Raw genomic sequence first — 21,243 nt, 5'->3', positions numbered from 1 at the left:
GCGTCTCGGCGACTCCTCCCGGACGGATCGTCCTGGCCCGGCGCTCCTGCGCGCCGGCGGAGGGGTCTGTGGAGCGTCCCCTCGGGACGCCCGTGAAGGGAGCCACGCCTGTGGCACAACCATCGACACCGGTCGACGACGACCTCCTCCCGCCTCAGCGGCCGCTCGCCGCTCCTCTCCGCGGGGCGGAGGCGTCCCTCCTGCTCGCGATACCGGCGGCGGTCGCCGTCGCCCTGCTGGGCCTGTCGTACACCGGGGCGTTCTCGGTGGCGACGCGGCTGATCGACCCCGGCGACCTGGTGACGCGGGGCCTGCCGATCGCGCGGGTCCTGCACGACTCCGCCGCGTCGCTGACCATCGGCCTGCTCACCGCGGCCACCTTCCTGCTGCCCGGGCAGCGCATCGCGCCGGGCGTCGTCTCGTACTCGCAGAACCGCGCCCTGCGCTGGGCGACCTGGTCGGCCGCGGTCTGGGTGGCGTCCGCGATCGCTGTCCTCGTGTTCACGGCGGCGAACACCATCGGGCAGCCGCTGGACGCGCCGGGCTTCCGGACGCAGCTCGTCTTCTACGCCACGCGGATCGAGCTGGGGCAGACGCTCGTGGCCTCGACGGTGTGCGCGACGGCCGTCCTCCTCCTCACCCTGTTCTCGCGGCGGCTGGCCTGGGTGGCGGCGGCGACCGCGATCGCGGTGCTGGCGCTGCTCCCCCTCTCGCTCTCCGGGCACGCCGCCGGCGCCGACGAGCACGCGAACGCGGTGAACAGCCTGGCCGTGCACCTGATCGGAGTGACGGCCTGGGCCGGCGGGCTCGCCGCGGTGATCCTGCTGCGGCGGACCGTCGGCGCCCAGCTCGGCGTGGTCGTCGCGCGCTACTCCGTGCTGGCCGGCTGGGCGTTCGGGGCCGTCGCCTTCTCGGGTCTGGTGAACGCGTCGCTCCGGATCGAGGACCTCGGCGACCTGGGCGCGCCCTACGGGCAGCTGCTGATCGTCAAGGCCGTCGCGCTGCTCGCCCTCGGCGGCGCGGGCCTCGGGCACCGGCTGCGGCTGATCCCGCGGCTGCGCGCCGACCCGGCCGACCGCCGCGCGTTCGTCGCGGTCGCGGTCGGCGAGGTGGTGGTGATGGCGCTGACCATCGGCGTCTCGGTGGCGCTCTCGAACAGCGCGCCGCCGGTCTCGCAGGACCCGATCAGCGGAGACGTGCGGCGCAGTCTGCTCGGCTTCCGCTACCCGCCCGAGGTCACACCCGAGCGGATGCTCGACCAGTGGCACCTCGACGCCGTCTGGCTCGGGATCGCGGTCGTCGGCGCCGCCCTCTACGTGTCGGCGGTCCTGAGGCTGCGACGCCGCGGCGACGCCTGGCCGCTCGGGCGCACCGCCGCCTGGGTGGCCGGCTGCGCGGCCCTCGCCTACACGACCAGCGGTGGCCCGGCCGTGTACGGGCAGGTGCACTTCAGCACCCACATGATCCAGCACATGCTGCTGATGATGGTCGTGCCGCCGCTGCTCGTGCTCGGCGGACCGGTGCTGCTCGCTCTGCGGGTGCTGCCGGTGCGCCGCGACGGCGGGCGCGGGCTGCGCGAGTGGATCCTCGCCGTCGTGCACTCCCGCTACCTCGCCGTGCTGTCGCGGGCGCCCGTCGCCGCCGTGCTCTTCGCCGGCAGCCTGGTCGTCTTCTACTACACCGGCTGGTTCGAGTGGGCGATGTTCAGCCACCAGGGCCACGTCCTGATGACCCTGCACTTCCTCGCCACGGGCTATCTCTTCTTCTGGGTCCTGATCGGCGTCGACCCCGGCCCGAACCGGCCCGGCCACGTGCTGAGGCTGCTGGTGATGCTCGCGACGCTGGCGTTCCACGCCTTCTTCGGCCTGGCGATCATGTCGCAGACCACCGTGCTGGCCGCGTCCTGGTGGACCGCGCTCGGGTACACCGACACGGAGGCGCTGCTCGCCGACCAGGGCGTCGGCGGAGGGATCGCCTGGTCGGCGGGCGAGATCCCGATGGTGCTGATCGCCCTCGTCGTGGTCGCGCAGTGGGTGCGCTCCGAGGAGCGGACCGCGAAGCGGTACGACCGGCGCGCCGACCGCGACGGCGAGGCCGAGCTCACCGCCTACAACGACCACCTGAACCGGCTCGACAGCCGGAGCACTCCCCGTCCGACCACCACGAAGGAGACCGACCGATGACCTCTCGACCCCTGCGACGGCTTCCCGCCGCGCTGGCAGCCCTCGCCCTGGCGGGCGTCCTGATCGGGACGGCCGAACCCGTCCAGGCGCACGACCAGCTGATCAGCAGCACTCCCGGCTCCGGTGAGCACTTCACGAACTCGCCCGCGGAGGTGACGCTGACGTACTCCGAGGACGTCCTCACGATCGGCGCGCTCGTCCTCGTCACCGACATGGACGGCATCGACCACGTCTCCGGCCCGGTCGAGCTGACCGACTCGACGGTCACCGCTCCGCTCGAGGCGGCGCTTCCCGGCGGCTCCTACGACCTCAAGTGGCGGGTGGTCTCCGCCGACGGCCACCCGATCGCGGGAGTCGTCCCCTTCACCGTCGGCGACGGCGCCTCGGCGCAGGCCGCGGCCGCCGCGGAATCCACCCCGACCGTCGAGCCGACCGTCGTCGCAGCCGCCTCCTCGCAGGCCCCGCCGGACGTCCTCCGACCGGTCCTCATCGGTCTGACCGGCGGGGTCCTCGCCGTCGCTGCATTCCTCCTCATCACCCGCCGCCGCGGGCGGCCCTCGACCACCACCGAAGACCGGACGTCGTCGTGACCGCCGACGTCCTCCACCCACCGCACCACCTCACAGGAAGGCGCCACACCATGCGCACTCGACACGTCACCACCCTCTCCGCCCTCTCGGCCGCAGCCCTGCTCGCCCTGACCGGCTGCAGTGCCGGAGCCTCCGGCAGCCCCTCCGCCGAGGTCGCGCCCGCCGCGACCGAGGTGACCATCACCGACGGCTGGGTGAAGGCCGCCGACTCCGGCATGTCCGCCGCGTTCGGTGAGCTGGAGAACTCCGGCACCGAGGACGTCACCGTCGTGTCCGCCACCTCCGCCGCGTCCTCCGAGCTCGAGCTGCACGAGACCGTGGCGAACGAGTCGGGCGAGATGGTGATGCGTGCCAAGGAGAGCGGCTTCACGATCCCCGCCGGCGGCAGCCTCGAGCTCGCCCCCGGTGGGAACCACATCATGCTGATGGACCTCGCCGCGCCGATCGTCGCCGGGGACGAGGTCACCGTCACCCTCACCTTCTCGGACGACTCCACGACGGAGTTCACCGTCCCGGCGCGCGACTACGCCGGCGCGAACGAGAACTACGAGGGCGGCGACATGGACATGGACATGGGCGGAGAGGGCTGATGAGCGAGGACCGCGAGACCGGCCACAGCGCCGACGAGCGCCCGCGCAGCGCCGTCAGCCGGCGACGGCTCCTCCTCGGCGGAGCAGTCGCCGGCATCGGCGCGGCGGGTGCGATCGGAGCGGACCAGCTGCTCGGCCGCGGCGGCGCTGCGCCGGCAGCGGCCGCGGCGCTGAACGGCGACGAGACGATCCCCTTCCACGGTGCGCACCAGGCGGGGATCGCCGCGACACCGCAGGCGCACGCGACCTTCGTCGCCCTCGATCTGCGCGAGAGCACCGACCGGGACGGACTGCGGCGGATGCTGCGCATCCTGTCCGACGACGCCGCGCGCCTCACCCAGGGGCAGCCGGCCCTGGCCGACTCCGAGCCCGAGCTCGGCGTGGTCCCCGCCCGCCTCACCGTGACCTTCGGGTTCGGGCCGAGGCTCGTGTCCCTCGCGGCCGGCGAGGCGGCGAAGCCGGCCTGGCTGGCACCGCTGCCCTCGTTCGGGATCGACCGGCTCGAGGAGCAGTGGAACGACGGGGACCTGCTGCTGCAGTTCCACGCCGACGACGCGTTCACGATCGCGCACGCCCTGCGGATGCTGCTGAAGAACACCCGCACCTTCGCGACCGTCCGCTGGACCCAGACCGGGTTCCGCCGGGCGCACGGCTCCGAGAAGGCCGGCACCACGATGCGGAACCTGTTCGGCCAGGTCGACGGGACCGTCAATCCGCGCCCCGAGGACGTCGACTTCGACGAGCTGGTCTGGGTCCGCGACGGCTGGCTCGTCGGCGGCACCGGGCTGGTGCTGCGCCGGATCCGGATGGACCTCGACAAGTGGGACCGCCTGGACCGCAGCGGCCGCGAGCAGTCCGTCGGGCGGACCCTCGCGAACGGCGCGCCCCTCACCGGGACGGCGGAGGCCGACGAGCCCGACTTCGAGGCGACGACGGCCATCGGCTTCCCGGTGATCCCGGAGTTCTCGCACATGAGGCGCGCCCGCTCGGAGAACACCGCCGAGCGCTTCCACCGCCGCGCCTACAACTACGACGACACCCCGACGGGCGAGGACATCTCGAACTCCGGGCTGATCTTCGCGGCGTACCAGGCCGACGTCACCGCGCAGTTCGTGCCGATCCAGAAGCGCCTGGACGAGCTGGACCTGCTCAACGAGTGGACGACGCCGATCGGCTCCGCCGTCTTCGCGATCCCGCCGGGCTGCGTCGAGGGCGGCTACATCGGCGACACCCTCCTCTGACCCTCACCGGCACCCGCCACAGCACCGAAGGACCAGAAGCATGACCACCACCGCCACGAGACCCCGCGACTCCGCCGACACCCCGCCCCCGCCGCACAGAAGCAGCGCAGGCTGGCTCGGACAGCTGCTGCTCCGCCTGCACTTCTCCGCCGCCCTGTTCGTCGGGCCGTTCATCCTCGTCGCCGCGACCAGCGGAGCGCTCTACGCACTCACCCCGCAGCTCGAGCAGGTCGTCTACGCGCAGGAGCTGCACGCCCCGGAAGCGGACACCTACCTGCCCCTGGCCGACCAGATCGACGCCGCCGACGCGTACACCGGAGGCGGGCAGAGCATCGTCGCCGTCCGCCCCGCCCCGAACCCCGGCGACACCACCCGGGTGATGTACGCGGACCCGTCGCTCGGCGCCAGCGAGACCCGCGCGGTCTTCATCGACCCGGCCACCGCCGACGTCCGCGGCGACCTCACCGCCTACGGCACCAGCGGCGCCCTGCCGTTGCGGACCTGGGTCAGCGACCTGCACCGGACGCTGCACCTCGGGGACGTGGGCCGCTACTACAGCGAGCTCGCCGCCTCCTGGCTGGGGGTCGTCGCCCTCGCCGGCCTGGGCCTCTGGATCATCCGCCTCCGCCGCGCCCGCGTGAAGAGGGACCTGCTGCGCCCCGCGCCGAGGACCACCGGCTACAAGCGCCTGTTCTCCTGGCACGCCTCCACCGGCGTCTGGCTGCTCGTCGGCGCCCTGTTCCTCTCGACCACCGGCATCACCTGGTCGCTCTACGGAGGCGGGAACTTCGAGATCCTCCGCTCCGCTGTCGGCTGGACCACGCCCTCGCTGGGGACGACGCTCGGCGACCGGACCGGCGAGGTGGCCGACGAGCACGCCGGTCACGCCGGGCACGGCGCGGCCACCGGCGACGCCGTCGAGTCGACGGCGGGCTACTCGCCGGCCGCCTACGACTCGGTGCTCTCGGTCGCCCGCGAGGTCAACGTGAACACGGGACTGGTCGAGATCCGTCCGCCCGCGGCGGAGGGCTCGGCCTGGGTCGTGCAGGAGATCCAGCGCAGCTTCCCGACCGAGGTCGACGGCGTCGCGATCGACGGGAGCACGATGCAGGTCGTCGACCGGGTCGACTTCGCCGACTTCGGCCTCGTCGCCAAGCTCTCCCGCTGGGGCATCGACACGCACATGGGCTCGATGTTCGGGCTGCCCAACCAGCTGCTGCTGTTCGTCACCGCGGCCGGCATCGCCACGATGGTCGTGCTCGGATACCTGATGTGGTGGAAGCGCCGCCCCACCCGCGACCCCCGCCGGCTCGTCGGCGCCCCGCCGGCGCGGGGAGCGCTCCGGCGCGCGCCGTGGTGGGGAGTCGCGTCCGTCCTGGTCGTCGCCGCCGCTCTCGGACTGTTCCTCCCGCTCCTGGGTGCGAGCCTCGCGGCCTTCGTGATCATCGACACGCTGCTGGGGCTCCGACCCGAGAACCGCTGAGCGCGCGGGCGTCGGCCCGGTGAGGTCCACCGGGCCGGCGTCACAGCCCCTTCGGGAACAGGACCTGTGCTGCGGGCGTGTCGAGTGGGTCGTCCAGGGGCGACGCAGGAGCGTCGACGCGACGTGCTGAGAGGTGGTTCCAGTCGAGCGCTAGGACACCGGCTACAGGCATGGCGATAGGTCAGGAACGGCGTCGCTCCCTGCGCAGGAGGGAGCGCAGAGTCTCGGCATTCGCGTAGCCGACCCGTAGCGCGATCTCGGCGGAGGTGAAGTCCGTGGTTGCTGAGAGGTGCCGAGCTCGTTCGATGCGAAGCCGTTGGACGAAGCCGAGCGGAGTGAGGTTGAGCGCCGCACGGACTCGTCGTTCGAGGGTGCGCCGGCTGGTGCCGAGCGACTGCGCGACGAAGGCGACGTTGAACGGTTCGTCCAGGCGGGCGCGCACGAAGCGTTCGAACTCGAAGACGATCGGGTCCTCGTGCCGGAGATGTTCGTAGGCGACGAAGGCCGCCTGAGACGGACGCTCGTCGATGATGAGGAGCTTGGCGACATGTTGGGCCAGGTCGGGGCTGATCGATCGCACGAGTGAGAGCGCGAGGTCGATGTGGGCGAACGCGGCGCCGGCGGTGACGAGGTTCCCGTCGACCACGACCATGGTGTCGAGATCGAGGGCGACGGTCGGATAGCGCTTCAGGAACTCCGGCCCCAGGAACCAGCTGGTCGTCGCCCTCCGATGATGCATCCGTCCGGTCTCGGCGACAGCGAACACGCCGGTGCACGCCGCGGCGATCCGGGTGGTCGCCTCGTCGAGGCGCCCGAGCGAGGCGATGACCGAACGAGCATCTCGGCTCTGGAGGACGTCGTTGGTAGCGGCGGCCGTAAGGGTTCCAAGCGCAGGGACGACGACCACGTCGAACTCTCCGGACTCCGACAGCGGGTGGTCCACCGACAGGGTCATCGATGCCGTCGTGGTCACTCGCCGTTTCGGTCCGAGGATGGCGAGTTCGATCGGGTCGATCCGCGGGTCGACATCGCCGCGGGCTCGGTCGGCCACCCGCACGATGTCGATGATCGACGCGATAGCCGAACCGAAGCAGCCGTCGATCGCGATCAGTCCGATACGCATGACGTAAACAATAGCAATACTGCCGTATACGCCACTCCCCACCGGCCCTCGCTCGTCATACGCTGAACTCGTCCCACGAAGAACCCCGACGTCAAGGAGAGTCCCTCATGTCCACACCCGCATCACTTCCGTATGCCTTCGTCGCCAAGATCGTCGCGGCCGATGGACAGCACGACGCGGTCGCCGATCTGCTCGCCGGCGCTGTCGCACTCGCCAACGAAGAAGGAGGAACGATTGTCTGGTTCGCGGTCAGGACCCACGCCGACACCTTCTGGATCTTCGATGCATTCCCCGACGAAGCCGCTCGCGACGCCCACGCCAACGGCGCCATCGTCGCAGCCCTGATGGCCAACCAGCACCTCCTCGGCGCAGCACCCGAGATCCTGGCGGCCGACGTCCTCGCGTCCAAGCTCCCGTAGTCCGCCAACGCACGAGACGATCGCGCCCCGCCGAGCCGTCGCCAGGTCGCGACGCAACGCCACGCTGCGTTGCCGAGCGGTGCGAGGCCTATCGGCACACGGACAGGATGCCGGCCGCGAGCGCTCAGCCGGCGAGGGGTCCGTCGCAGAGGAGAGCGACGTCGGTGTCGGGCAGAGCCGTGAGGCCAGCGCATCGCGCGACCACCAGAACGGTTCGCCGGAGCCGCCTGTGGGAATCGAACGGACGACCTAATCACGTCGGCTTTGCGTCTATCGCTTGATGCGCCCACTGGGCGAACGAGCCGCTGACCTGCGCAAACGCCGAGCGTGGAGGACGCCGCCATCCGGTGGTGACCGACGACGACCGACCAGTACCGACCGTTTCACCGGAGCTTGCGGCGGCGTCGAAGCCGAGCAAGCTCCATTCTTCTAGCTCACCGCGCCCTCCTCCTCGCCGGCCCCGTCGTCGGCGAAGACGTTTCAGGGGTCTTCTCAGATGACGGTGTAGGTCGGCCGGGCGCGTCGGTCCGCAGATAGACGTCGAGGTCTCCCGACGACGGAGGTTCCTACGCCATCCGTCCGAAAGACCTCGACGTGTCCGACGCTACCCCGTCGGCCGGCTTCGGCCGCCCTGACCTGACCGCCTTCGCTCGACTCGACGGCCTCGGTCTGCACACCGGCGCGGACCTGCTCACCGACAAGCAGAGCGACAGGCTACGCGCGCTGTTCGTTGATGACGCTCACGTCGAGGTCGAGGCGACCTGGGGTGTCTACCAGCGCATGATCGCCGCCTATCGCCACGAGGACCGGCAACGTGGCCGCGAGCTCATGGAGAAGCTGATCACCGACCTCAGCGCCGGCGTCCCCAAGGTGCTCACCGAGCTCACCACCCTGGGCCGGACCCTGAAGAAGCGAGCCGCTGACGTGCTCGCCTACTTCGAACGACCCGGCACCAGCAACGGGCCGACCGAGGCGCTCAACGGACGGCTCGAACACCTGCGCGGCTCCGCACTCGGGTTCCGCAACCTGACCAACTACATCGCCCGAAGCCTGCTCGAGACCGGCGGCTTCAGACCCCAACTTCTACACCCCCGATTGGGATGAGCCGCTCAGCTCCGGCGCGGCCGCCCCGTGAAGTGCTTCACCCCGTAGACCAGGAGGAGCAGGATGCCGCTCAGCTGCAGGGCGAGCGAGAAGCCGGAGGCGAACTCACCGGCCGGCCACACCAGCCTCAGCACCAGCGCGACGAACATCGCTGTGACCCCGACGACGAACAGGACTCGATTCCGCATCCATCGAGTCAACCATCCGCACGCGCATCGGGGCCGGCCGGAGGCCTCAGCTCCGCGGCCGCCGCAGTTCGGCGTCGTCGTCTCGCGGCGCTCACCTCCCGGATGCAGGAGCCGGCGTCGAGCTGTCCTCGGAAGTGGACCAGACCGCCTGCGCTCCGGTGTCGCCGATCTGGACGACGTTCGCAGTCGCTCCCACTGCGACGACGATCGCGACGGCGGCGAGGATCAGCGAGGGGACCGAGCGGGCGCTCCGTCCCCTCGTGTCGGCGGAGTTCCTCCCGCGCGTCCGGAACCAGAGCCAGTGCGCCACGCAGAGGACGAACAGTCCGGCAGCCCAGGGCAGCAGGTGATCGCCGAGCTCGGCGTGGCGTTCGAGTGCTGCGGAGGGGTCGACCTGCCGTTCGAGCGCTTCGCCGGCCTGAGTGGCGAGCGGGACTCCGAGAAGGGCGACGAGGGCGGTGATCGGAGTGATCACGCCCAGGCGTCGGCGGGCGGCCGGCCAGACGCTGCCGAGGATGAGCATCAGGGCGGCGAGGGGGAGCAGGACGACGACGACGTGGACGAGGAGGGGGTGGAGGGGGAGGCCGTTGATCTGCCAGTCGGTCATCGTGAGTCACGCTTTCGGTTGAGGAGGCGTTCCGGTGCGCAGCGCATCATGTCAGCGTCCGGCGAGGGTGGTCAGCAGGTCCTGGATGCTCGTCTTCTCTGCGACCGGGTCGGGGCTTCCGGCGCGGACGGAGGAGAGGACGGGGTCGATCTGCTGGTCGACGTAGGTCCACGTCTGGCAGTTCGCGGCGCTCAGTGCGGGCTCCGCGTCGTCCCAGGCGGTCTCGAGGTCGGTGGCGCGGGCTTTCGCGCCGGCCTGGTCGCCGCTGGTGACGAGGGCGAGGGTGTCGGCGGTGATCGTCTGGAAGTTCTGCACGTCGGCGGAGGGGAAGTCGGTCTGAACGGATGCCTTCGCGTCAGCTGCGGACAGCGTTCCCGACGCATCGCAGGCCGGGGCTGCGCCTTCGGGTGCTGGGGTGGTGTGCGGCTGGCTGTTGGTGAAGGCGAGCAGCCCGACGACGGCGACGGCGAGGACCGCGAAGGCGACGAGTGAACGGCGTTCGCGGGCGACGGGCGGGGTGTGGTGCTCGGATGCGCCTTTGTCGACATCGGCCTTGCTGAGGGAGAGGTAGACGACGGTGGCGAGGATCGCGAGCAGGAAGATGATGCTGGTGACGAAGGTGCCGAGCCCGAGGCCCTGCTCGTCGGGGGACAGGCCGAGCCAGTCGCCGATATTTGCGCCGAGGGGGCGGGTGAGGATGTAGGCGATCCAGAACGCGAGGACCGGGTTCGCGCCGTAGCGCCAGAGGCCGGTGACGATCGCGATCAGGGCGAGGGGCAGGAGGATCGAGACGCCGGGGCCCCAGCCGGTGAGCTCGAGAGTCCAGTCGCCGAGGGCGGTGCCGAGCGCGAAGGTGACCAGGACGGTGAGCCAGTAGAACGCCTCCCGCGGGGTGGTGTCGATGCTGTGGATCGAGAGGGTGCGCTCCTTCGAGTACCAGACGCCGAACACGATCACGAGCAGCACGGAGAAGACGAGGGAGCTGGCCCAGAGAGGCACGCCGAGCTGGTCGGTGAGGATGTCGGTGAGCAGGGTGCCGGTGACGCTCATCACGACGACGGTCAGCCAGTACGCGGAGGGGACGTAGCGTCGCAGCCGCATCTGGATGGCGAGCACCACCGCGGTGACCACGATGAAGATCACGGCGGTCGCGATGAGGCCGACGCCGAGGACCATGTTGATCCAGTCGGCGAAGCTCTCACCGACCGTGGTGCAGAGGATCTTGATGATCCAGAACCAGATGGTGACCTCGGGGACCTTGCTGAGCAGCCGCCGGCCCGAGGCGCGGGATGTCGTCGTTGAGATGTCCATGCCCGCAGAGTCTCAGTCGGGACGTGGGCGGCGGCTCGGGATGCGCCGTACTGCGTTGTGTGTGCTCACAACGACCCGAAGCACCGCGGTTCGACCAGGTCAGTACCGAGCCGATGGGCTGAGGTTCTGTGCTTTCACAACAGTTGCAGGAGAATCCTCTGCCGCAGGTGGACGCACGTTCGTAGCGTGGACTCCTCCGGCGCGCTCCGCGTCGAGAGACGAGGACGACACTGATGCCGAACCGGGATCCCCTATCGGACGGTGAGATCGCCTACCGGGCAGCGCGACGCTGGCCGCTGATCTCGGCCGGCCTCGCGGTGCTGCTCACCGTCCTCCTGGCCGCGCTGATCTTCTACCGCGAGCACGACAAGCCGTTCGGATTCGACACCGCCTGGATGAACGAGATCATCGAGCACCGGTCCACGTTCTGGCTCGTGCCGTCGCTGGTGATGAACAGCCTCGGAGGCGGGATCCTCGGCACGATCGTGATCCCTCTCATCGTCTTCGTGGCGCTGCTGATCCGGCGCGGACGCTGGGCGGCGACGTACTTCGCGATCGCCGCGCCGCTCGGCGGGCTGCTGGTGCAGATCCTCAAGAACGCGATCGGTCGTCCCAGGCCGCTGGAGATACTCGTGAACGCCGACTTCGGCTCGTTCCCCTCCGGCCACAGCGCGAACGCCGCCACGACCGCGGTGGTCCTCGCTGTCGTCTTCCCGCTCTGGTGGGTCCGCATCGCCGGCGCCGTGTACACGGTGGCGATGATGCTCAGCCGCACCTACCTCGGGGCGCACTGGATCTCCGACACCGTCGGCGGACTGCTCCTGGGCGCCGGCGTTGCCCTGATCGTCTGGGCGCCGCTCGCGGTCCGGCTGCACACCGAGCGCGTGGCGTCACCGCCGCCCCTCTGGCGCCGGATCGCCCGACGGCGGGCCCTCAGCTGACGCCTCGTCAGGGTCGAGGCTTCGCGACGGCGCCGCGGAGGATCGTCAGGAGGACGACGGCGACGATCGACCCGGACGCGATCAGGCCCGCGAGCACGACGATCTGGAAGACGCCCGCCGCCACAGGCGAGAGTCCGCCGAAGACGGCGCCGATGAACGCGCCGGGCAGGACGACGAGACCTGTCGTCCTGGTCTGGTCGGTCAGCGGCACCAGGCCGGTCCAGGCCGCCTCCCGCGCCAGGCCGATCGTCGCCTGCCGGGGCCGGGCGCCGAGAGCCAGCCAGCCCTCGACCTGCTCCCAGCGGTCGGCGAGCGTGATCGCCAGGGCTCGGCCGGTGACGGTCGCGACGGTCATCGCGCCGCCGAGGAGGATCCCGCCGACCGCGAGGACGTAGCGGCCGGTGAACGGGACGGCTCCGAGCCCGAAGACGATCCCGGCGCTGAGGGCGACTCCGGCCGTCATCGCCGCGGTGACCGCGAGGACCGTGCGCCGGGTGCGGCCGAGGCGGGCGGACGCCGTGAGCACCGCGGTACCGAACATGACGGCCAGGAAGAGCAGGACCCAGCGGAGGTCCGCGATGACTCCCGAGAGGATCACCGCGAGCACTCCGAGCTGAACAGCCCCACGGAGGATCGCCAGCGCCGGTCGCGCGAACGAGACGACTCCGAACGCGCGGAGTGCGGCCACGGAGACTGCCGCGCAGATCGCGACCGCCGCGGCCACGGCCGCCGGGGTCAGCTGGTCGATGGGCGTTCCTGGATGACCCAGGTGTTGCCGTCGAGGTCGGTGAAGAAGACGAACGAGTTCCACTCCCCGCCGCGGCCCTCGAGGCGGACTCCGTCCTCGAAGTGCGTCACCGGGCTGACGTCCACCCCGCGCTCGGCGAGCTCGGCGCGGGCTGAGTCGATGTCGTCGACGACGAGCTGCAGCCCTTCGAGCCGGGTGGTGCCGGTCTTGAGCTGGATGCTGCTGTGCGAGCCGGGCGGGGTGAGCTGCACGATGCGCATCTCGTCGCTGATCCGCACGTCGAGGTCGAGGTGGAACCCGACCTGGTCGGCGTAGAACGCTTTCGCCCGGTCGACGTCCTCGACGCTGACGGGGACGACTTCGAGATTCCACTGCACAGGGTGCCCCTTCGAGGAAGTGATGGACGAGCGTCGGTCGCCGTCCAGTGTGTCCGGCGGGAGGGCGCCGGGCAATCGGGTCAGCTCGCCGCGATCGTTCCGGTGAGCAGGAGCCCGGACACGACGAGGGCCAGGGCGACGCGGTAGCCGACGAAGACGCCGAAGCCGTGGCCGGCGACGTAGCGCAGCAGCCACGCGATCGATGCGTACGCGACAACGAAGGAGACGAGGGTCGCGACGAGGGTCGGAATCCAGCCGACGCTCACGCTGACATCGGACGCGGCGGTCGCCGCTTCGTAGGCACCGGCGGCGGTGAGCGCGGGGATGGAGAGGTAGAACGCGAACTTCGTCGCCGTCACCCGGTCCAGCCCCCGGAACAGCCCACCGCTGATGGTCGCTCCGGACCGGGAGACGCCGGGGATCAGTGCGATGCACTGCACGAGGCCGATGATGACCGCGTCCTTCCGGGTGATCGCGCGACGGTCCTTGGTCTGGGTGCCGACGCGTTCGGCGACGAGCATCACGATGCTCCAGCCGAGAAGGGCGGCGACGACGACCCACAGATTTCGCAGGCCTCCGCTGATGAGGTCCTTGCCGAGGAACCCGATGACCCCGATGGGGATCGATCCGAGGATGACGTACCAGGCGATCCGGTAGTTCGTCCGCGTGCGCTGCGACGGGTGGCGCAGCCCGACGAACCACGCGACGGCGAGCTCGGCGATGTCCTTCCGGAAGTAGAGGAGCACGGCGGCGATCGCGCCGATCTGGATGATCGCGGTGAACGCGGTCACCCCGGCGTCGTCGACACGGAGGCCCATCAGCTTCTCGGCGATGGTGAGGTGCCCGGTGCTGGAGACCGGGAGGAACTCGGTCAGTCCCTCGATGATGCCGAGGATGATCGCCTGGAGGATGTCCATCGGGTCCGTTCCGGTCGGAGGGGAGCCGCGGCGGATCCCGCGAGCGCTTCCGAGAGTAAGGATCGCGACGGCCCTGCTCGGCCGGAAACCGGGTCGCTGTGTGCATCTTCAACGGCCCCGGCGAAGAGCACAGGATGCGGGTCCACCCGCTGCTCGAGCATGACGGGATGACGCACCTTCTCGCCCCGCGCCGATCCTCGCTCCGCGGCGGTGTCCTCGCCGGCCACTACGCCTCCTCCACGGTCCCGGAGGCGACGGCGCTGTTCTGGATCCTCAAGGTGCTGACGACCGGGATGGGCGAGACGGCGTCGGACTTCCTCGCGACCGCGTTCGACCCCGTGATCGTGGTCGGCGCGACCGGATTCGCGTTCCTCGCCGCGCTGGCGCTGCAGTTCGCGGTGCGCCGGTACATCCCGTGGGTGTACTGGTTGGCGGTGCTGATGGTGAGCGTCTTCGGCACGATGGCCGCCGACGTGCTGCACGTGGTCGCCGGGGTCCCGTACCTCGTCTCCACGCTCGGTTTCGCGCTCGCCCTCGCCGTGGTCTTCGCCCTCTGGTGGCGGGTGGAGCGGACGCTGTCGATCCACTCGATCACGACGCCTCGCCGGGCCCTGTTCTACTGGCTGGCCGTCTCGGGGACGTTCGCGCTCGGCACGGCGGCCGGTGATCTGACCGCGTCGACTCTCGGGTTCGGCTACCTGCCCTCCGCCGTCCTGTTCGCGGTGATCATCGCGGTGCCGGCCCTCGCGCACCGGTTCACGGGGAGGAACGCGGTCCTCGCGTTCTGGTCCGCCTACGTCGTCACCCGACCGCTCGGAGCGTCCGTGTGCGACTGGCTCGCGGACCCCGTGAGCACCAGCGGCCTCGGCCTGGGCACCGGCCCGGTCACTCTCGGAGCCCTGGTGGTCTTCCTGCTGCTGGTCGCCGTGATCGCGGTCGGCCGCAGGCCGCGCGGAGCCGTCGCGGCGCCGACTCTCTGATGTCCGCGGTCAGGCGTCGCGTCGGGCGCGGTTCCTCTGCCGCCAGTAGGTCAGAGCGATGCCGGCGAGGCTGATGACGACGATGCCGACGAGGACGATGTCGATGTACTTCCCGACGAAGTCCGCGACGCCGGGGATCTGTCCCAGGAAGAAGCCGAGGAGGATGACGCCGGTGGACCAGACGGCCGCGCCGAGGGCGTTGAAGCCGACGAAGTGGGCGTAGCGCATCTTCCCGACGCCCGCGGCGACCGGGGCGAAGGTTCGCACGACCGGGACGAAGCGGGCGATCGTGACCGCCCAGCCGCCGAACCGGTCGAAGAACGACTGGGTGCGGGCGACGCTCGAGCGGCTGAACAGGCCGCTGTCCTTGCGCTCGAAGATGCGCGGGCCGGTCTCGCGGCCGATGACGAACCCGAGCTGATCGCCCAGGAACGCGGACACGGCGACCATCAGGATCACCAGCGGCACCGGGAGGCCGATCACGCCGGTGGCGACGAAGACGCCGGTGAAGAAGAGCAGGGTGTCGCCGGGGAGGAAGAACCCGATCAGCAGGCCCGTCTCGACGAACGCGATCAGGCAGACCAGGGCGATCGCCCAGGGTCCGGCGCCGTCGAGCAGGGATTGAGGGTCGATCATCGGTTCTCCTTGCGAGGGGTGAGGTCGGGGCGCGTCACGGGGAGGCGGACCTCCACGCCGAGCCCGCGCGGTACGAGGTTGCGGATCGTGAGCTCACCGCCGGCGGACCGGCTGAGCCCGGCGACGATCGCGAGCCCCAGGCCGGCGCCGCCCTCACGGGAGCGGGCGGCGTCCGGGCGGGTGAACCGGTCGGTCGCGACCGCGAGGAACGCGTCGGGGACGCCCGGGCCGTCGTCGTCCACGGAGAGGACGATCTCCTCGGCGCGCTCGACGAGGGTCGCGGTGACGCTGCCGCCGTCGGGCGTCGCGGTCACGGCGTTCGCGAGCAGGTTGTCCAGGATCCGGCCGAAGTCGGTCGGGGAGATCGGGTAGCGGGCGGCGACGGTCGAGGCGGGGGCGACGAAGTCGATGGCGAGGTCCCGGTCGCGGGCGAGCATCCTGGCGCGGTCGACGCTGTCGGCGACCTCCGCGCGCAGAGCCGTCGACGTGCCGTCGCCGACCACCGCGCCGGCGTCGATCCTCGACAGGATCAGCAGCCCGTCGGTCAGGGACTGGAGGCGATCGACCGAGCGGCGCGCGTCGACGACATCGGCGTACAGCGCTGCCGGGTCGTCGCGGACCCGCTCGGCGAGCTCGAGGCGGGTGCGCAGTGCGGCGAGCGGGGTGCGCAGCTCGTGGCTCGCGTCGGCGACGAGCCGCCGCTCCCGGTCCGCCGACTCCCGCAGGTCCTCGATCAGCGCGTTGAGCGTCGCGGCGAGGTCGGAGAGCTCGTCACGGGCCGGCCCGACGGGGAGCAGCTCCGTGGAGCGGCCGTGGCGCAGCCGGTCGGCGATGGCGCGCATCCGCCCCACGGGGCGCAGCGCGAGGCCGACCAGGGCCCATGACGTGGCGGCGAACGCGACGAACAGGATCGCCAGGGCGATCAGCAGTGTGGTGCTGACACCGCCGACGACCGCCTCAGCGGTGTCGCGGCTCTCCTCGATCAGCGCCTGCGAGGCTCCGGAGCGGACGAGCTCGATGGTGGACTCGTCGAGGATGTGATCGAGCTGCTCACGGACGATGATCGCGACGATCCCGAAGAACAGCATCGCGACGAGCAGGCTCGACACCGTGATCCGCACCCGGATCGACAGCGACCGCCACCTCACGGCTTCACCCCGAGGCGGTAGCCCGCGCCCCGCCGGGTGACGATCTCGACCGACGCGCCGCCGGCGCTGAGCTTGCGGCGGAGGTAGCTGATGTACTGCTCCGCGATGTTGTGGTCGACGAACTCCGCCGACCCCCACACCTCCAGCAGGATCTCCTCCCGCGGCATGAACTCCCCCGCACGCACCGCGAGCGCGCGCAGCACCCCGAACTCCTTCGGGCTCAGCGGCAGCATGGAGTCGTCGACGAACGCGGCGTGCGCGTACGGATCCACGCGCAGGTTCCCGAGCACGACCGGTACCCGGTTCGTGAGGTGCTCCCTGCGGATCATCGCCCGGAGGCGAGCGGACAGCTCCTCGAAGTGGAACGGCTTCGCGAGGTAGTCATCGGCGCCTGCATCGAGCCCGAAGACGCGGTCCTGCAGCGCGTCGCGGGCCGTCAGCATGATCACCGGGAGCGTGGCGCCGGTCGCGCGCAGGTGCCTGCAGATCTCGAAGCCGCTCATGCCGGGGAGCATCACGTCGAGGACGGCGGCGGCGTAGTCAGCCTCTCGCGCCGCGTTCAGCGCGTCGACCCCGTTCGAGAACAGGGCGACGTCGTAGCCGTCGCCGGTGAGACCGCGCCTGATGAGCTCGCCCATCTCGACGTCGTCCTCGACGACGATCACTGATTCACGCATCCAGGCCTCCTACGGTCATGCTCGCACCGGTGGCGCGGCGGCACCGGCCCGATCCGCCGAGATATGCGGCTTCTCAGCGGTACGCACGGCATCCGGAGGCAGCGCACGCCGGCCACCTCGACGCACGACCACAGGTCGCGCTCGACAGTGACGCCGATCGGAGCGGTGAAGGCGGGGTCCGGAGGCCGGCGCTCGTCCGCTCTCCTCCGCGGACGCCGCGCTTCCGCCGGAGGCGACCCGCTCGCTGCACCGGTCGAGGATCTCGTCCTGCATCGCACTGTCGCGCGGACGATCGACCCTGCGACGACAGGGGATCGACGAGAGCGGGCCGATCCGCCGGAGAGCTCCGACGCGCAAGGTGGGCCTGGAAGGGCCACGCTTCGGGAGGGCTCCCTCCGCGAGGATCACGGCATGGCCCCCCACACGGATCCCCGCCGATGACTCTGCAGGACCTCGCCGACGAGCTCGCCCAGGCTCTCGACCGCCCGGTGACGATCGAGGACGCCTCGAGCCGGGTGCTGGCCGCGACGCGCGCGCGCGAGGAGGCGCCTCACGACGGCGTGTTCCCCGTCCAGGATCCGCGGGGCCGGCTCGCGACCCTCCTCCTCCCCCGGGAGCGGCCCGCGCCGCTCACTCCGGCCGAGTACTCGCTCATCGACGCGGCCGTCGGAGCGATCCGCCGCCTCCTCGGCCCCTCGACGCGGGCGGGCGGCAGCTCCCGGCGCGCGGACGTCCTCGCGGCGCTCCTGGCGGCCGACGGTGGCACCCGGCGCGCCTCCTTCGCCGAGGCGGTCGAGCGCCGCTGGCTGCGCCGGGACGCCCAGACCGTGGTCCGCGCGGTGCGGCTGACCGGCCCGACCGGCTCCCTGCAGCGGACGGCGCTGGCGCGGCGGATCGACGCGAGCGCCGCCTCCGGCCTGACGTTCCTCGGCGACCAGGAGGGCGTGCTGTTCTTCGTGAGCGTGGAGGCGCCCGAGGCCGCCGCGGAGGCGGACGACGTCCTGCGGGCGGAGGCGCGCGGCCGCGGCACGGCCGTCGACGCGATCGGCTCGGCGCGCTTCGACGTCCGCGACGACGACCTCCTCCCGACCGCCGAGCGGGCCGCCCTCGCGGCGACCATCGTCGGCTCCCTGCCCGACGGCCGCGGCCGGGCCGACATCGCCGAGCTCGGGGCCTGGGTGCTCCTCGCCTCGATCGGGGCGGACAGCTCGCAGCTCGCCATGCTCTCGCCGGCCGCGGCGACGCTGCTCGAGCGGGGCGACGAGGTGCAGCGACGGACGGTCGAGGCCTACCTCGACGTGCGCGGCAGTGTGCGGGAGGCGTGCGGGCTCCTCCACATCCACCGCACCACGCTCTACTACCGCCTCGACAACCTGCCCGAGGCGGTCCGGGAGGCGCTCGACGACGGCCTCGCCCGCAGCACACTGCACCTCTGCCTCAAGCTGATGAAGTTCCGCGACGGGCTCGAGCGGCGGCGGGCCTCGTGACCGTGCCCGGGGACCTCCCGCAGGTCCGCCTCTACGGGCGGCGCGAGAGCCGCGACGCGTGGGAGATCCGCGACCTGCTCTCGCGCAGCGTCGTCTCGTTCTCGTGGACGCCGATCGACACGGACGAGCAGTGCCTCGCCGTCGCCGGGCACCCGCTCGCCACCGCGTCACTCCCCCTCGTGGTGTTCCCGGACGGCAGCCGCGCCTCCGATCCGACGCTCGCCGAGGTCGCGGCCCGGCTCGGCTGGGTCGGCTCGCCGCGGCTCGCGGAGTACGACCTCTCCATCTACGGAGCCGGTCCGGCCGGGCTCTCGGCCGCCGTGTACGCCGCCTCGGAGGGGCTGAAGGTCGTGGTCCTCGAGCGCTCGGCGATCGGCGGGCAGGCCGGCTCGAGCAGCCTGATCGAGAACTACCTCGGCTTCCCGCACGGGATCGCGGGAGCCGATCTGGCCGAGCGCGCGCGGCAGCAGGCCGTCTCGTTCGGCGCCGAGCTGCTGCGGATGCGCGAGGGGATCCGCGGGCGCTTCGCCGACGACCGGATCCACGCGCTGCTCGCCGACGGGACGACCGTCGTTGCCCGCACCAACATCTGCGCCACGGGCATCCAGTGGCGCCGGCTCGGCCTCGAGCGCGAGGACGAGCTGCTCGGCGTCGGCCTCTACTACGGCGCCGGCACGAGCGAGGCGCCGCTCTGCGAGGGCGAGGACGTCGTGGTCGTCGGAGGCGGCAACTCGGCCGGGCAGGCCGTGATGAACCTCTCGGCGCACGCGCGGCACGTGACCATGCTGGTCCGCGGCCCGGATCTGGCCGACAGCCTCTCCTCCTACCTCGCGGAGCGCGTCGTCCGGCAGCCGAACGTGACGATCCTGCTCGACTCGCGCGTCACCCGCCTGCACGGCGCCGACGCCCTCGAGTCGATCGAGGTCGAGAACTCGGCGACCGGCGCGCACGGGGCGCTGGCCACCTCCCACCTCTTCGTCTGCATCGGCGGCGAGCCGGACACCACGTGGGCGGCGGAGACCGCGATCGTCCGCGACTCCGGCGGCTACCTCGTGACGGGACCTGACCTCGTCGGCGACCACGCCGCTCCCGACTGGCCGCTCGAGCGGGCGCCGTTCTACCTCGAGACCAGCGTCCCCGGCTCCTTCGCCGCAGGGGACGTGCGCCGCAGCTCGGTCAAGCGCGTCGCCTCCGCCGTCGGCGAGGGCGCGATGGCCGTCACCTTCGCCCACCGCCACCTGCAGGAGACCTCGTGAGCCGCCGACTGCCGACGGTGCGCCACGGCGTCGGCTTCTGGATCGTCGCCGCGACCTTCCTGCTCGTGATGGCGTACTCGACGGTGCCGACACCCCTCTACCCGCTCTACCAGCAGCTCGACGGCTTCCCGCCGTTCGTGATCACCGTCGTCTTCGCCGCCTACGCGGTCGGAGTGATCGTGAGCCTGTACCTCGCCGGTCACGTCAGCGACTGGCTCGGCCGTCGCCGGGTGCTGCTGATCGCGGTGCTCGTCTCGGCGATCTCGGCCGTGCTCTTCTCGCTGACGACGGAGGTGCCGGGGCTGATCGTCGCCCGCTTCGTCAACGGCGTCAGCATCGGGATGCTCACCGCCACCGCGACCGCCCACCTCGGCGAGCTGCGCGCCCGCGCCCGGCCCGACGAGAACACGATCGTCGCCGCGTCGATCTCGGGCGCGGTGAACCTCGGCGGACTCTCGCTGGGCCCGCTGCTCGGAGGGGTCTTCGCCGAGTTCCTGCCCGATCCGCTCCTCCTGCCGCACCAGGTGTTCCTGGTCGCGCTGCTCGTGGCGGGCCTGGCGCTGCTCCTCGTGCCCGAGACGGTCGACGTGCCGGAGACGGCGCCCCCCTACCGGCCGCAGCGGCTCTCGGTGCCGGCGGACGCGCGCCGGGCGTTCCTGCTCGCGGCGTTCGGAGCGTTCTCGGCCTTCTCCGTCCTCGGCCTCTTCACCTCGCTCGCACCGACGTTCCTGGTGCAGACCTTCCAGGTGCGCGACCACCTGCTGGCCGGAGCGACGTCCTTCGCCGTGTTCGCCTCCGCGGCCCTCGGCCAGCTGCTGCTCGTGAAGGTGGGGACGCGCCTGCAGCTCTCGATCGCGGTGGCGGGCTGCGCGGTCGGGCTGGCGGCGGTCGCGGCCGGAGCGATCGCTCCGCAGCTGGGGGTGTTCCTCGCTGGCGCCGTCGTCTCGGGCTTCGGGGTGGGGCTGCTCTTCAAGGGGTCGATCGGCACAGCGGTCGCGCTCGCGGATCCGGCCCGCCGGGGCGAGACCCTGGCGGTGGTGTTCCTGGTCGCCTACACGGGGCTCGCGGTCCCCGCGCTGGCGGCGGGAGCGGCGCTGAACCTCGTCGCCGCGACGACCGTGCTGACCGTGTTCGCTGCGCTGGTGCTGGCGGCGACCGCGACGGCCGGCGTGCTGCTGCGCGCCCGCAGCGCGGCGGCCGGGCGATGAGCGGCGGAGCGGGGCGGCGCTGCGGGATG

At 71.6% G+C, this 21,243-nt stretch carries 21 protein-coding genes and 1 pseudogene; 12 read left to right on the top strand and 10 right to left on the bottom strand.

The features are described from left to right. Positions 1 to 110 precede the first annotated feature (110 nt). The 5 genes from C5C39_RS10065 to C5C39_RS10045 are packed head-to-tail and all read left to right on the top strand — an operon-like array spanning position 111 to position 6,087. The gene (locus C5C39_RS10065; RefSeq protein ID WP_258075815.1) at positions 111 to 2,183 is read left to right on the top strand and encodes a cytochrome c oxidase assembly protein; all 2,073 of its coding nucleotides are present in this window, start codon (positions 111 to 113) and stop codon (positions 2,181 to 2,183) included. Further along, positions 2,180 to 2,773 carry a copper resistance protein CopC gene (locus C5C39_RS10060; protein ID WP_104353294.1) on the top strand — a complete coding sequence of 198 codons (594 nt, stop codon included), beginning with the start codon at positions 2,180 to 2,182 and terminating at the stop codon, positions 2,771 to 2,773. Before C5C39_RS10065 ends, C5C39_RS10060 begins: the two co-directional genes overlap by 4 nt. A gap of 50 nt (positions 2,774 to 2,823) precedes the next feature. After that, on the top strand, positions 2,824 to 3,363 hold the full coding sequence (locus tag C5C39_RS10055; protein WP_104274074.1) for a copper chaperone PCu(A)C: 540 nt from the start codon (positions 2,824 to 2,826) through the stop codon (positions 3,361 to 3,363). After that, positions 3,363 to 4,604 carry a Dyp-type peroxidase gene (locus tag C5C39_RS10050; protein ID WP_104346550.1) on the top strand — a complete coding sequence of 414 codons (1,242 nt, stop codon included), beginning with the start codon at positions 3,363 to 3,365 and terminating at the stop codon, positions 4,602 to 4,604. Before C5C39_RS10055 ends, C5C39_RS10050 begins: the two co-directional genes overlap by 1 nt. A gap of 40 nt (positions 4,605 to 4,644) precedes the next feature. After that, positions 4,645 to 6,087 carry a PepSY domain-containing protein gene (locus C5C39_RS10045; protein WP_104353293.1) on the top strand — a complete coding sequence of 481 codons (1,443 nt, stop codon included), beginning with the start codon at positions 4,645 to 4,647 and terminating at the stop codon, positions 6,085 to 6,087. Between the two features lie 181 nt (positions 6,088 to 6,268). On the opposite strand, the gene C5C39_RS10040 is transcribed toward C5C39_RS10045, so the two are convergent. Next, complete coding sequence (locus C5C39_RS10040; RefSeq protein ID WP_104353292.1) at positions 6,269 to 7,210, bottom strand: GlxA family transcriptional regulator; 942 nt, start codon at positions 7,208 to 7,210, stop codon at positions 6,269 to 6,271. 107 nt (positions 7,211 to 7,317) lie between these two features. On the opposite strand from C5C39_RS10040, the gene C5C39_RS10035 reads away from it, so the two are divergent. After that, positions 7,318 to 7,629 carry a putative quinol monooxygenase gene (locus tag C5C39_RS10035; protein WP_104234129.1) on the top strand — a complete coding sequence of 104 codons (312 nt, stop codon included), beginning with the start codon at positions 7,318 to 7,320 and terminating at the stop codon, positions 7,627 to 7,629. Between the two features lie 669 nt (positions 7,630 to 8,298). After that, a pseudogene (locus C5C39_RS10025) lies at positions 8,299 to 8,733 on the top strand (transposase); the annotation flags it as partial. A gap of 5 nt (positions 8,734 to 8,738) precedes the next feature. Here C5C39_RS10025 and C5C39_RS10020 read toward each other — a convergent pair. The 3 genes from C5C39_RS10020 to C5C39_RS10010 form a co-directional block, all read right to left on the bottom strand. Continuing rightward, positions 8,739 to 8,921, bottom strand: coding sequence for a hypothetical protein (locus tag C5C39_RS10020; RefSeq protein WP_104224784.1), 183 nt, complete (start codon positions 8,919 to 8,921; stop codon positions 8,739 to 8,741). Between the two features lie 91 nt (positions 8,922 to 9,012). Beyond that, the gene (locus tag C5C39_RS10015) at positions 9,013 to 9,528 is read right to left on the bottom strand and encodes a DUF2231 domain-containing protein (protein WP_104314232.1); all 516 of its coding nucleotides are present in this window, start codon (positions 9,526 to 9,528) and stop codon (positions 9,013 to 9,015) included. A 51-nt stretch (positions 9,529 to 9,579) separates the two neighbouring features. Further along, on the bottom strand, positions 9,580 to 10,839 hold the full coding sequence (locus C5C39_RS10010) for a hypothetical protein (protein ID WP_104353291.1): 1,260 nt from the start codon (positions 10,837 to 10,839) through the stop codon (positions 9,580 to 9,582). Between the two features lie 233 nt (positions 10,840 to 11,072). Here C5C39_RS10010 and C5C39_RS10005 point away from each other — a divergent pair, with 233 nt between their 5' ends. After that, positions 11,073 to 11,780 carry a phosphatase PAP2 family protein gene (locus C5C39_RS10005; RefSeq protein WP_181067909.1) on the top strand — a complete coding sequence of 236 codons (708 nt, stop codon included), beginning with the start codon at positions 11,073 to 11,075 and terminating at the stop codon, positions 11,778 to 11,780. Positions 11,781 to 11,787: 7 nt separating this feature from the next. Here C5C39_RS10005 and C5C39_RS10000 read toward each other — a convergent pair whose 3' ends face one another. From C5C39_RS10000 to C5C39_RS09990, 3 genes are all read right to left on the bottom strand, one after another. Continuing rightward, the gene (locus C5C39_RS10000) at positions 11,788 to 12,504 is read right to left on the bottom strand and encodes an ABC transporter permease (RefSeq protein ID WP_258060598.1); all 717 of its coding nucleotides are present in this window, start codon (positions 12,502 to 12,504) and stop codon (positions 11,788 to 11,790) included. A gap of 11 nt (positions 12,505 to 12,515) precedes the next feature. Then, positions 12,516 to 12,905, bottom strand: coding sequence for a VOC family protein (locus tag C5C39_RS09995; protein WP_104274080.1), 390 nt, complete (start codon positions 12,903 to 12,905; stop codon positions 12,516 to 12,518). Between the two features lie 80 nt (positions 12,906 to 12,985). Then, on the bottom strand, positions 12,986 to 13,822 hold the full coding sequence (locus C5C39_RS09990; protein WP_104353290.1) for an undecaprenyl-diphosphate phosphatase: 837 nt from the start codon (positions 13,820 to 13,822) through the stop codon (positions 12,986 to 12,988). Between the two features lie 167 nt (positions 13,823 to 13,989). Here C5C39_RS09990 and C5C39_RS09985 point away from each other — a divergent pair, with 167 nt between their 5' ends. Then, the gene (locus C5C39_RS09985) at positions 13,990 to 14,802 is read left to right on the top strand and encodes a hypothetical protein (RefSeq protein WP_104255757.1); all 813 of its coding nucleotides are present in this window, start codon (positions 13,990 to 13,992) and stop codon (positions 14,800 to 14,802) included. A 9-nt stretch (positions 14,803 to 14,811) separates the two neighbouring features. On the opposite strand, the gene C5C39_RS09980 is transcribed toward C5C39_RS09985, so the two are convergent. The 3 genes from C5C39_RS09980 to C5C39_RS09970 are packed head-to-tail and all read right to left on the bottom strand — an operon-like array spanning position 14,812 to position 17,263. Continuing rightward, positions 14,812 to 15,438 carry a DedA family protein gene (locus C5C39_RS09980; protein WP_104353289.1) on the bottom strand — a complete coding sequence of 209 codons (627 nt, stop codon included), beginning with the start codon at positions 15,436 to 15,438 and terminating at the stop codon, positions 14,812 to 14,814. Further along, a complete protein-coding gene (locus tag C5C39_RS09975) occupies positions 15,435 to 16,586 on the bottom strand; it encodes a cell wall metabolism sensor histidine kinase WalK (RefSeq protein WP_146079265.1) in 1,152 nt (383 codons plus the stop codon). Before C5C39_RS09975 ends, C5C39_RS09980 begins: the two co-directional genes overlap by 4 nt. Continuing rightward, positions 16,583 to 17,263 carry a response regulator transcription factor gene (locus C5C39_RS09970; RefSeq protein WP_104255755.1) on the bottom strand — a complete coding sequence of 227 codons (681 nt, stop codon included), beginning with the start codon at positions 17,261 to 17,263 and terminating at the stop codon, positions 16,583 to 16,585. The genes C5C39_RS09975 and C5C39_RS09970 overlap by 4 nt, the downstream gene beginning before the upstream one ends. 437 nt (positions 17,264 to 17,700) lie before the next feature. On the opposite strand from C5C39_RS09970, the gene C5C39_RS09965 reads away from it, so the two are divergent. Genes C5C39_RS09965 through C5C39_RS09955 form a run of 3 tightly spaced genes read left to right on the top strand, consistent with a single transcriptional unit; the run spans position 17,701 to position 21,214 of the window. After that, on the top strand, positions 17,701 to 18,750 hold the full coding sequence (locus C5C39_RS09965) for a helix-turn-helix domain-containing protein (protein ID WP_104274082.1): 1,050 nt from the start codon (positions 17,701 to 17,703) through the stop codon (positions 18,748 to 18,750). Beyond that, the gene (locus C5C39_RS09960; RefSeq protein ID WP_104353288.1) at positions 18,747 to 20,006 is read left to right on the top strand and encodes an NAD(P)/FAD-dependent oxidoreductase; all 1,260 of its coding nucleotides are present in this window, start codon (positions 18,747 to 18,749) and stop codon (positions 20,004 to 20,006) included. Before C5C39_RS09965 ends, C5C39_RS09960 begins: the two co-directional genes overlap by 4 nt. Further along, the gene (locus C5C39_RS09955; RefSeq protein WP_258068753.1) at positions 20,003 to 21,214 is read left to right on the top strand and encodes an MFS transporter; all 1,212 of its coding nucleotides are present in this window, start codon (positions 20,003 to 20,005) and stop codon (positions 21,212 to 21,214) included. Before C5C39_RS09960 ends, C5C39_RS09955 begins: the two co-directional genes overlap by 4 nt. Positions 21,215 to 21,243: the final 29 nt, after the last annotated feature.

Source organism: Rathayibacter sp. AY1F3 (assembly GCF_002931975.1).
Lineage (GTDB): Bacteria > Actinomycetota > Actinomycetes > Actinomycetales > Microbacteriaceae > Rathayibacter.
The sequence above is the reverse complement of the archived record's forward strand: the minus strand, read 5'-3'. Positions and strand labels throughout refer to the sequence as shown.

Bases quoted from the DNA above. Each gene is read 5' to 3' on its own strand.
- C5C39_RS09990 (WP_104353290.1), bottom strand. From the start codon at position 13,822: ATGGACATCCTCCAGGCGATCATCCTCGGCATCATCGAGGGACTGACC.
- C5C39_RS10020 (WP_104224784.1), bottom strand. From the start codon at position 8,921: ATGCGGAATCGAGTCCTGTTCGTCGTCGGGGTCACAGCGATGTTCGTC.
- C5C39_RS09965 (WP_104274082.1), top strand. From the start codon at position 17,701: ATGACTCTGCAGGACCTCGCCGACGAGCTCGCCCAGGCTCTCGACCGC.
- C5C39_RS10050 (WP_104346550.1), top strand. From the start codon at position 3,363: ATGAGCGAGGACCGCGAGACCGGCCACAGCGCCGACGAGCGCCCGCGC.
- C5C39_RS10035 (WP_104234129.1), top strand. From the start codon at position 7,318: ATGTCCACACCCGCATCACTTCCGTATGCCTTCGTCGCCAAGATCGTC.
- C5C39_RS10010 (WP_104353291.1), bottom strand. From the start codon at position 10,839: ATGGACATCTCAACGACGACATCCCGCGCCTCGGGCCGGCGGCTGCTC.
- C5C39_RS10055 (WP_104274074.1), top strand. From the start codon at position 2,824: ATGCGCACTCGACACGTCACCACCCTCTCCGCCCTCTCGGCCGCAGCC.
- C5C39_RS10060 (WP_104353294.1), top strand. From the start codon at position 2,180: ATGACCTCTCGACCCCTGCGACGGCTTCCCGCCGCGCTGGCAGCCCTC.
- C5C39_RS10005 (WP_181067909.1), top strand. From the start codon at position 11,073: ATGCCGAACCGGGATCCCCTATCGGACGGTGAGATCGCCTACCGGGCA.
- C5C39_RS09970 (WP_104255755.1), bottom strand. From the start codon at position 17,263: ATGCGTGAATCAGTGATCGTCGTCGAGGACGACGTCGAGATGGGCGAG.
- C5C39_RS10015 (WP_104314232.1), bottom strand. From the start codon at position 9,528: ATGACCGACTGGCAGATCAACGGCCTCCCCCTCCACCCCCTCCTCGTC.
- C5C39_RS10045 (WP_104353293.1), top strand. From the start codon at position 4,645: ATGACCACCACCGCCACGAGACCCCGCGACTCCGCCGACACCCCGCCC.
- C5C39_RS10040 (WP_104353292.1), bottom strand. From the start codon at position 7,210: ATGCGTATCGGACTGATCGCGATCGACGGCTGCTTCGGTTCGGCTATC.
- C5C39_RS09985 (WP_104255757.1), top strand. From the start codon at position 13,990: ATGACGCACCTTCTCGCCCCGCGCCGATCCTCGCTCCGCGGCGGTGTC.
- C5C39_RS09980 (WP_104353289.1), bottom strand. From the start codon at position 15,438: ATGATCGACCCTCAATCCCTGCTCGACGGCGCCGGACCCTGGGCGATC.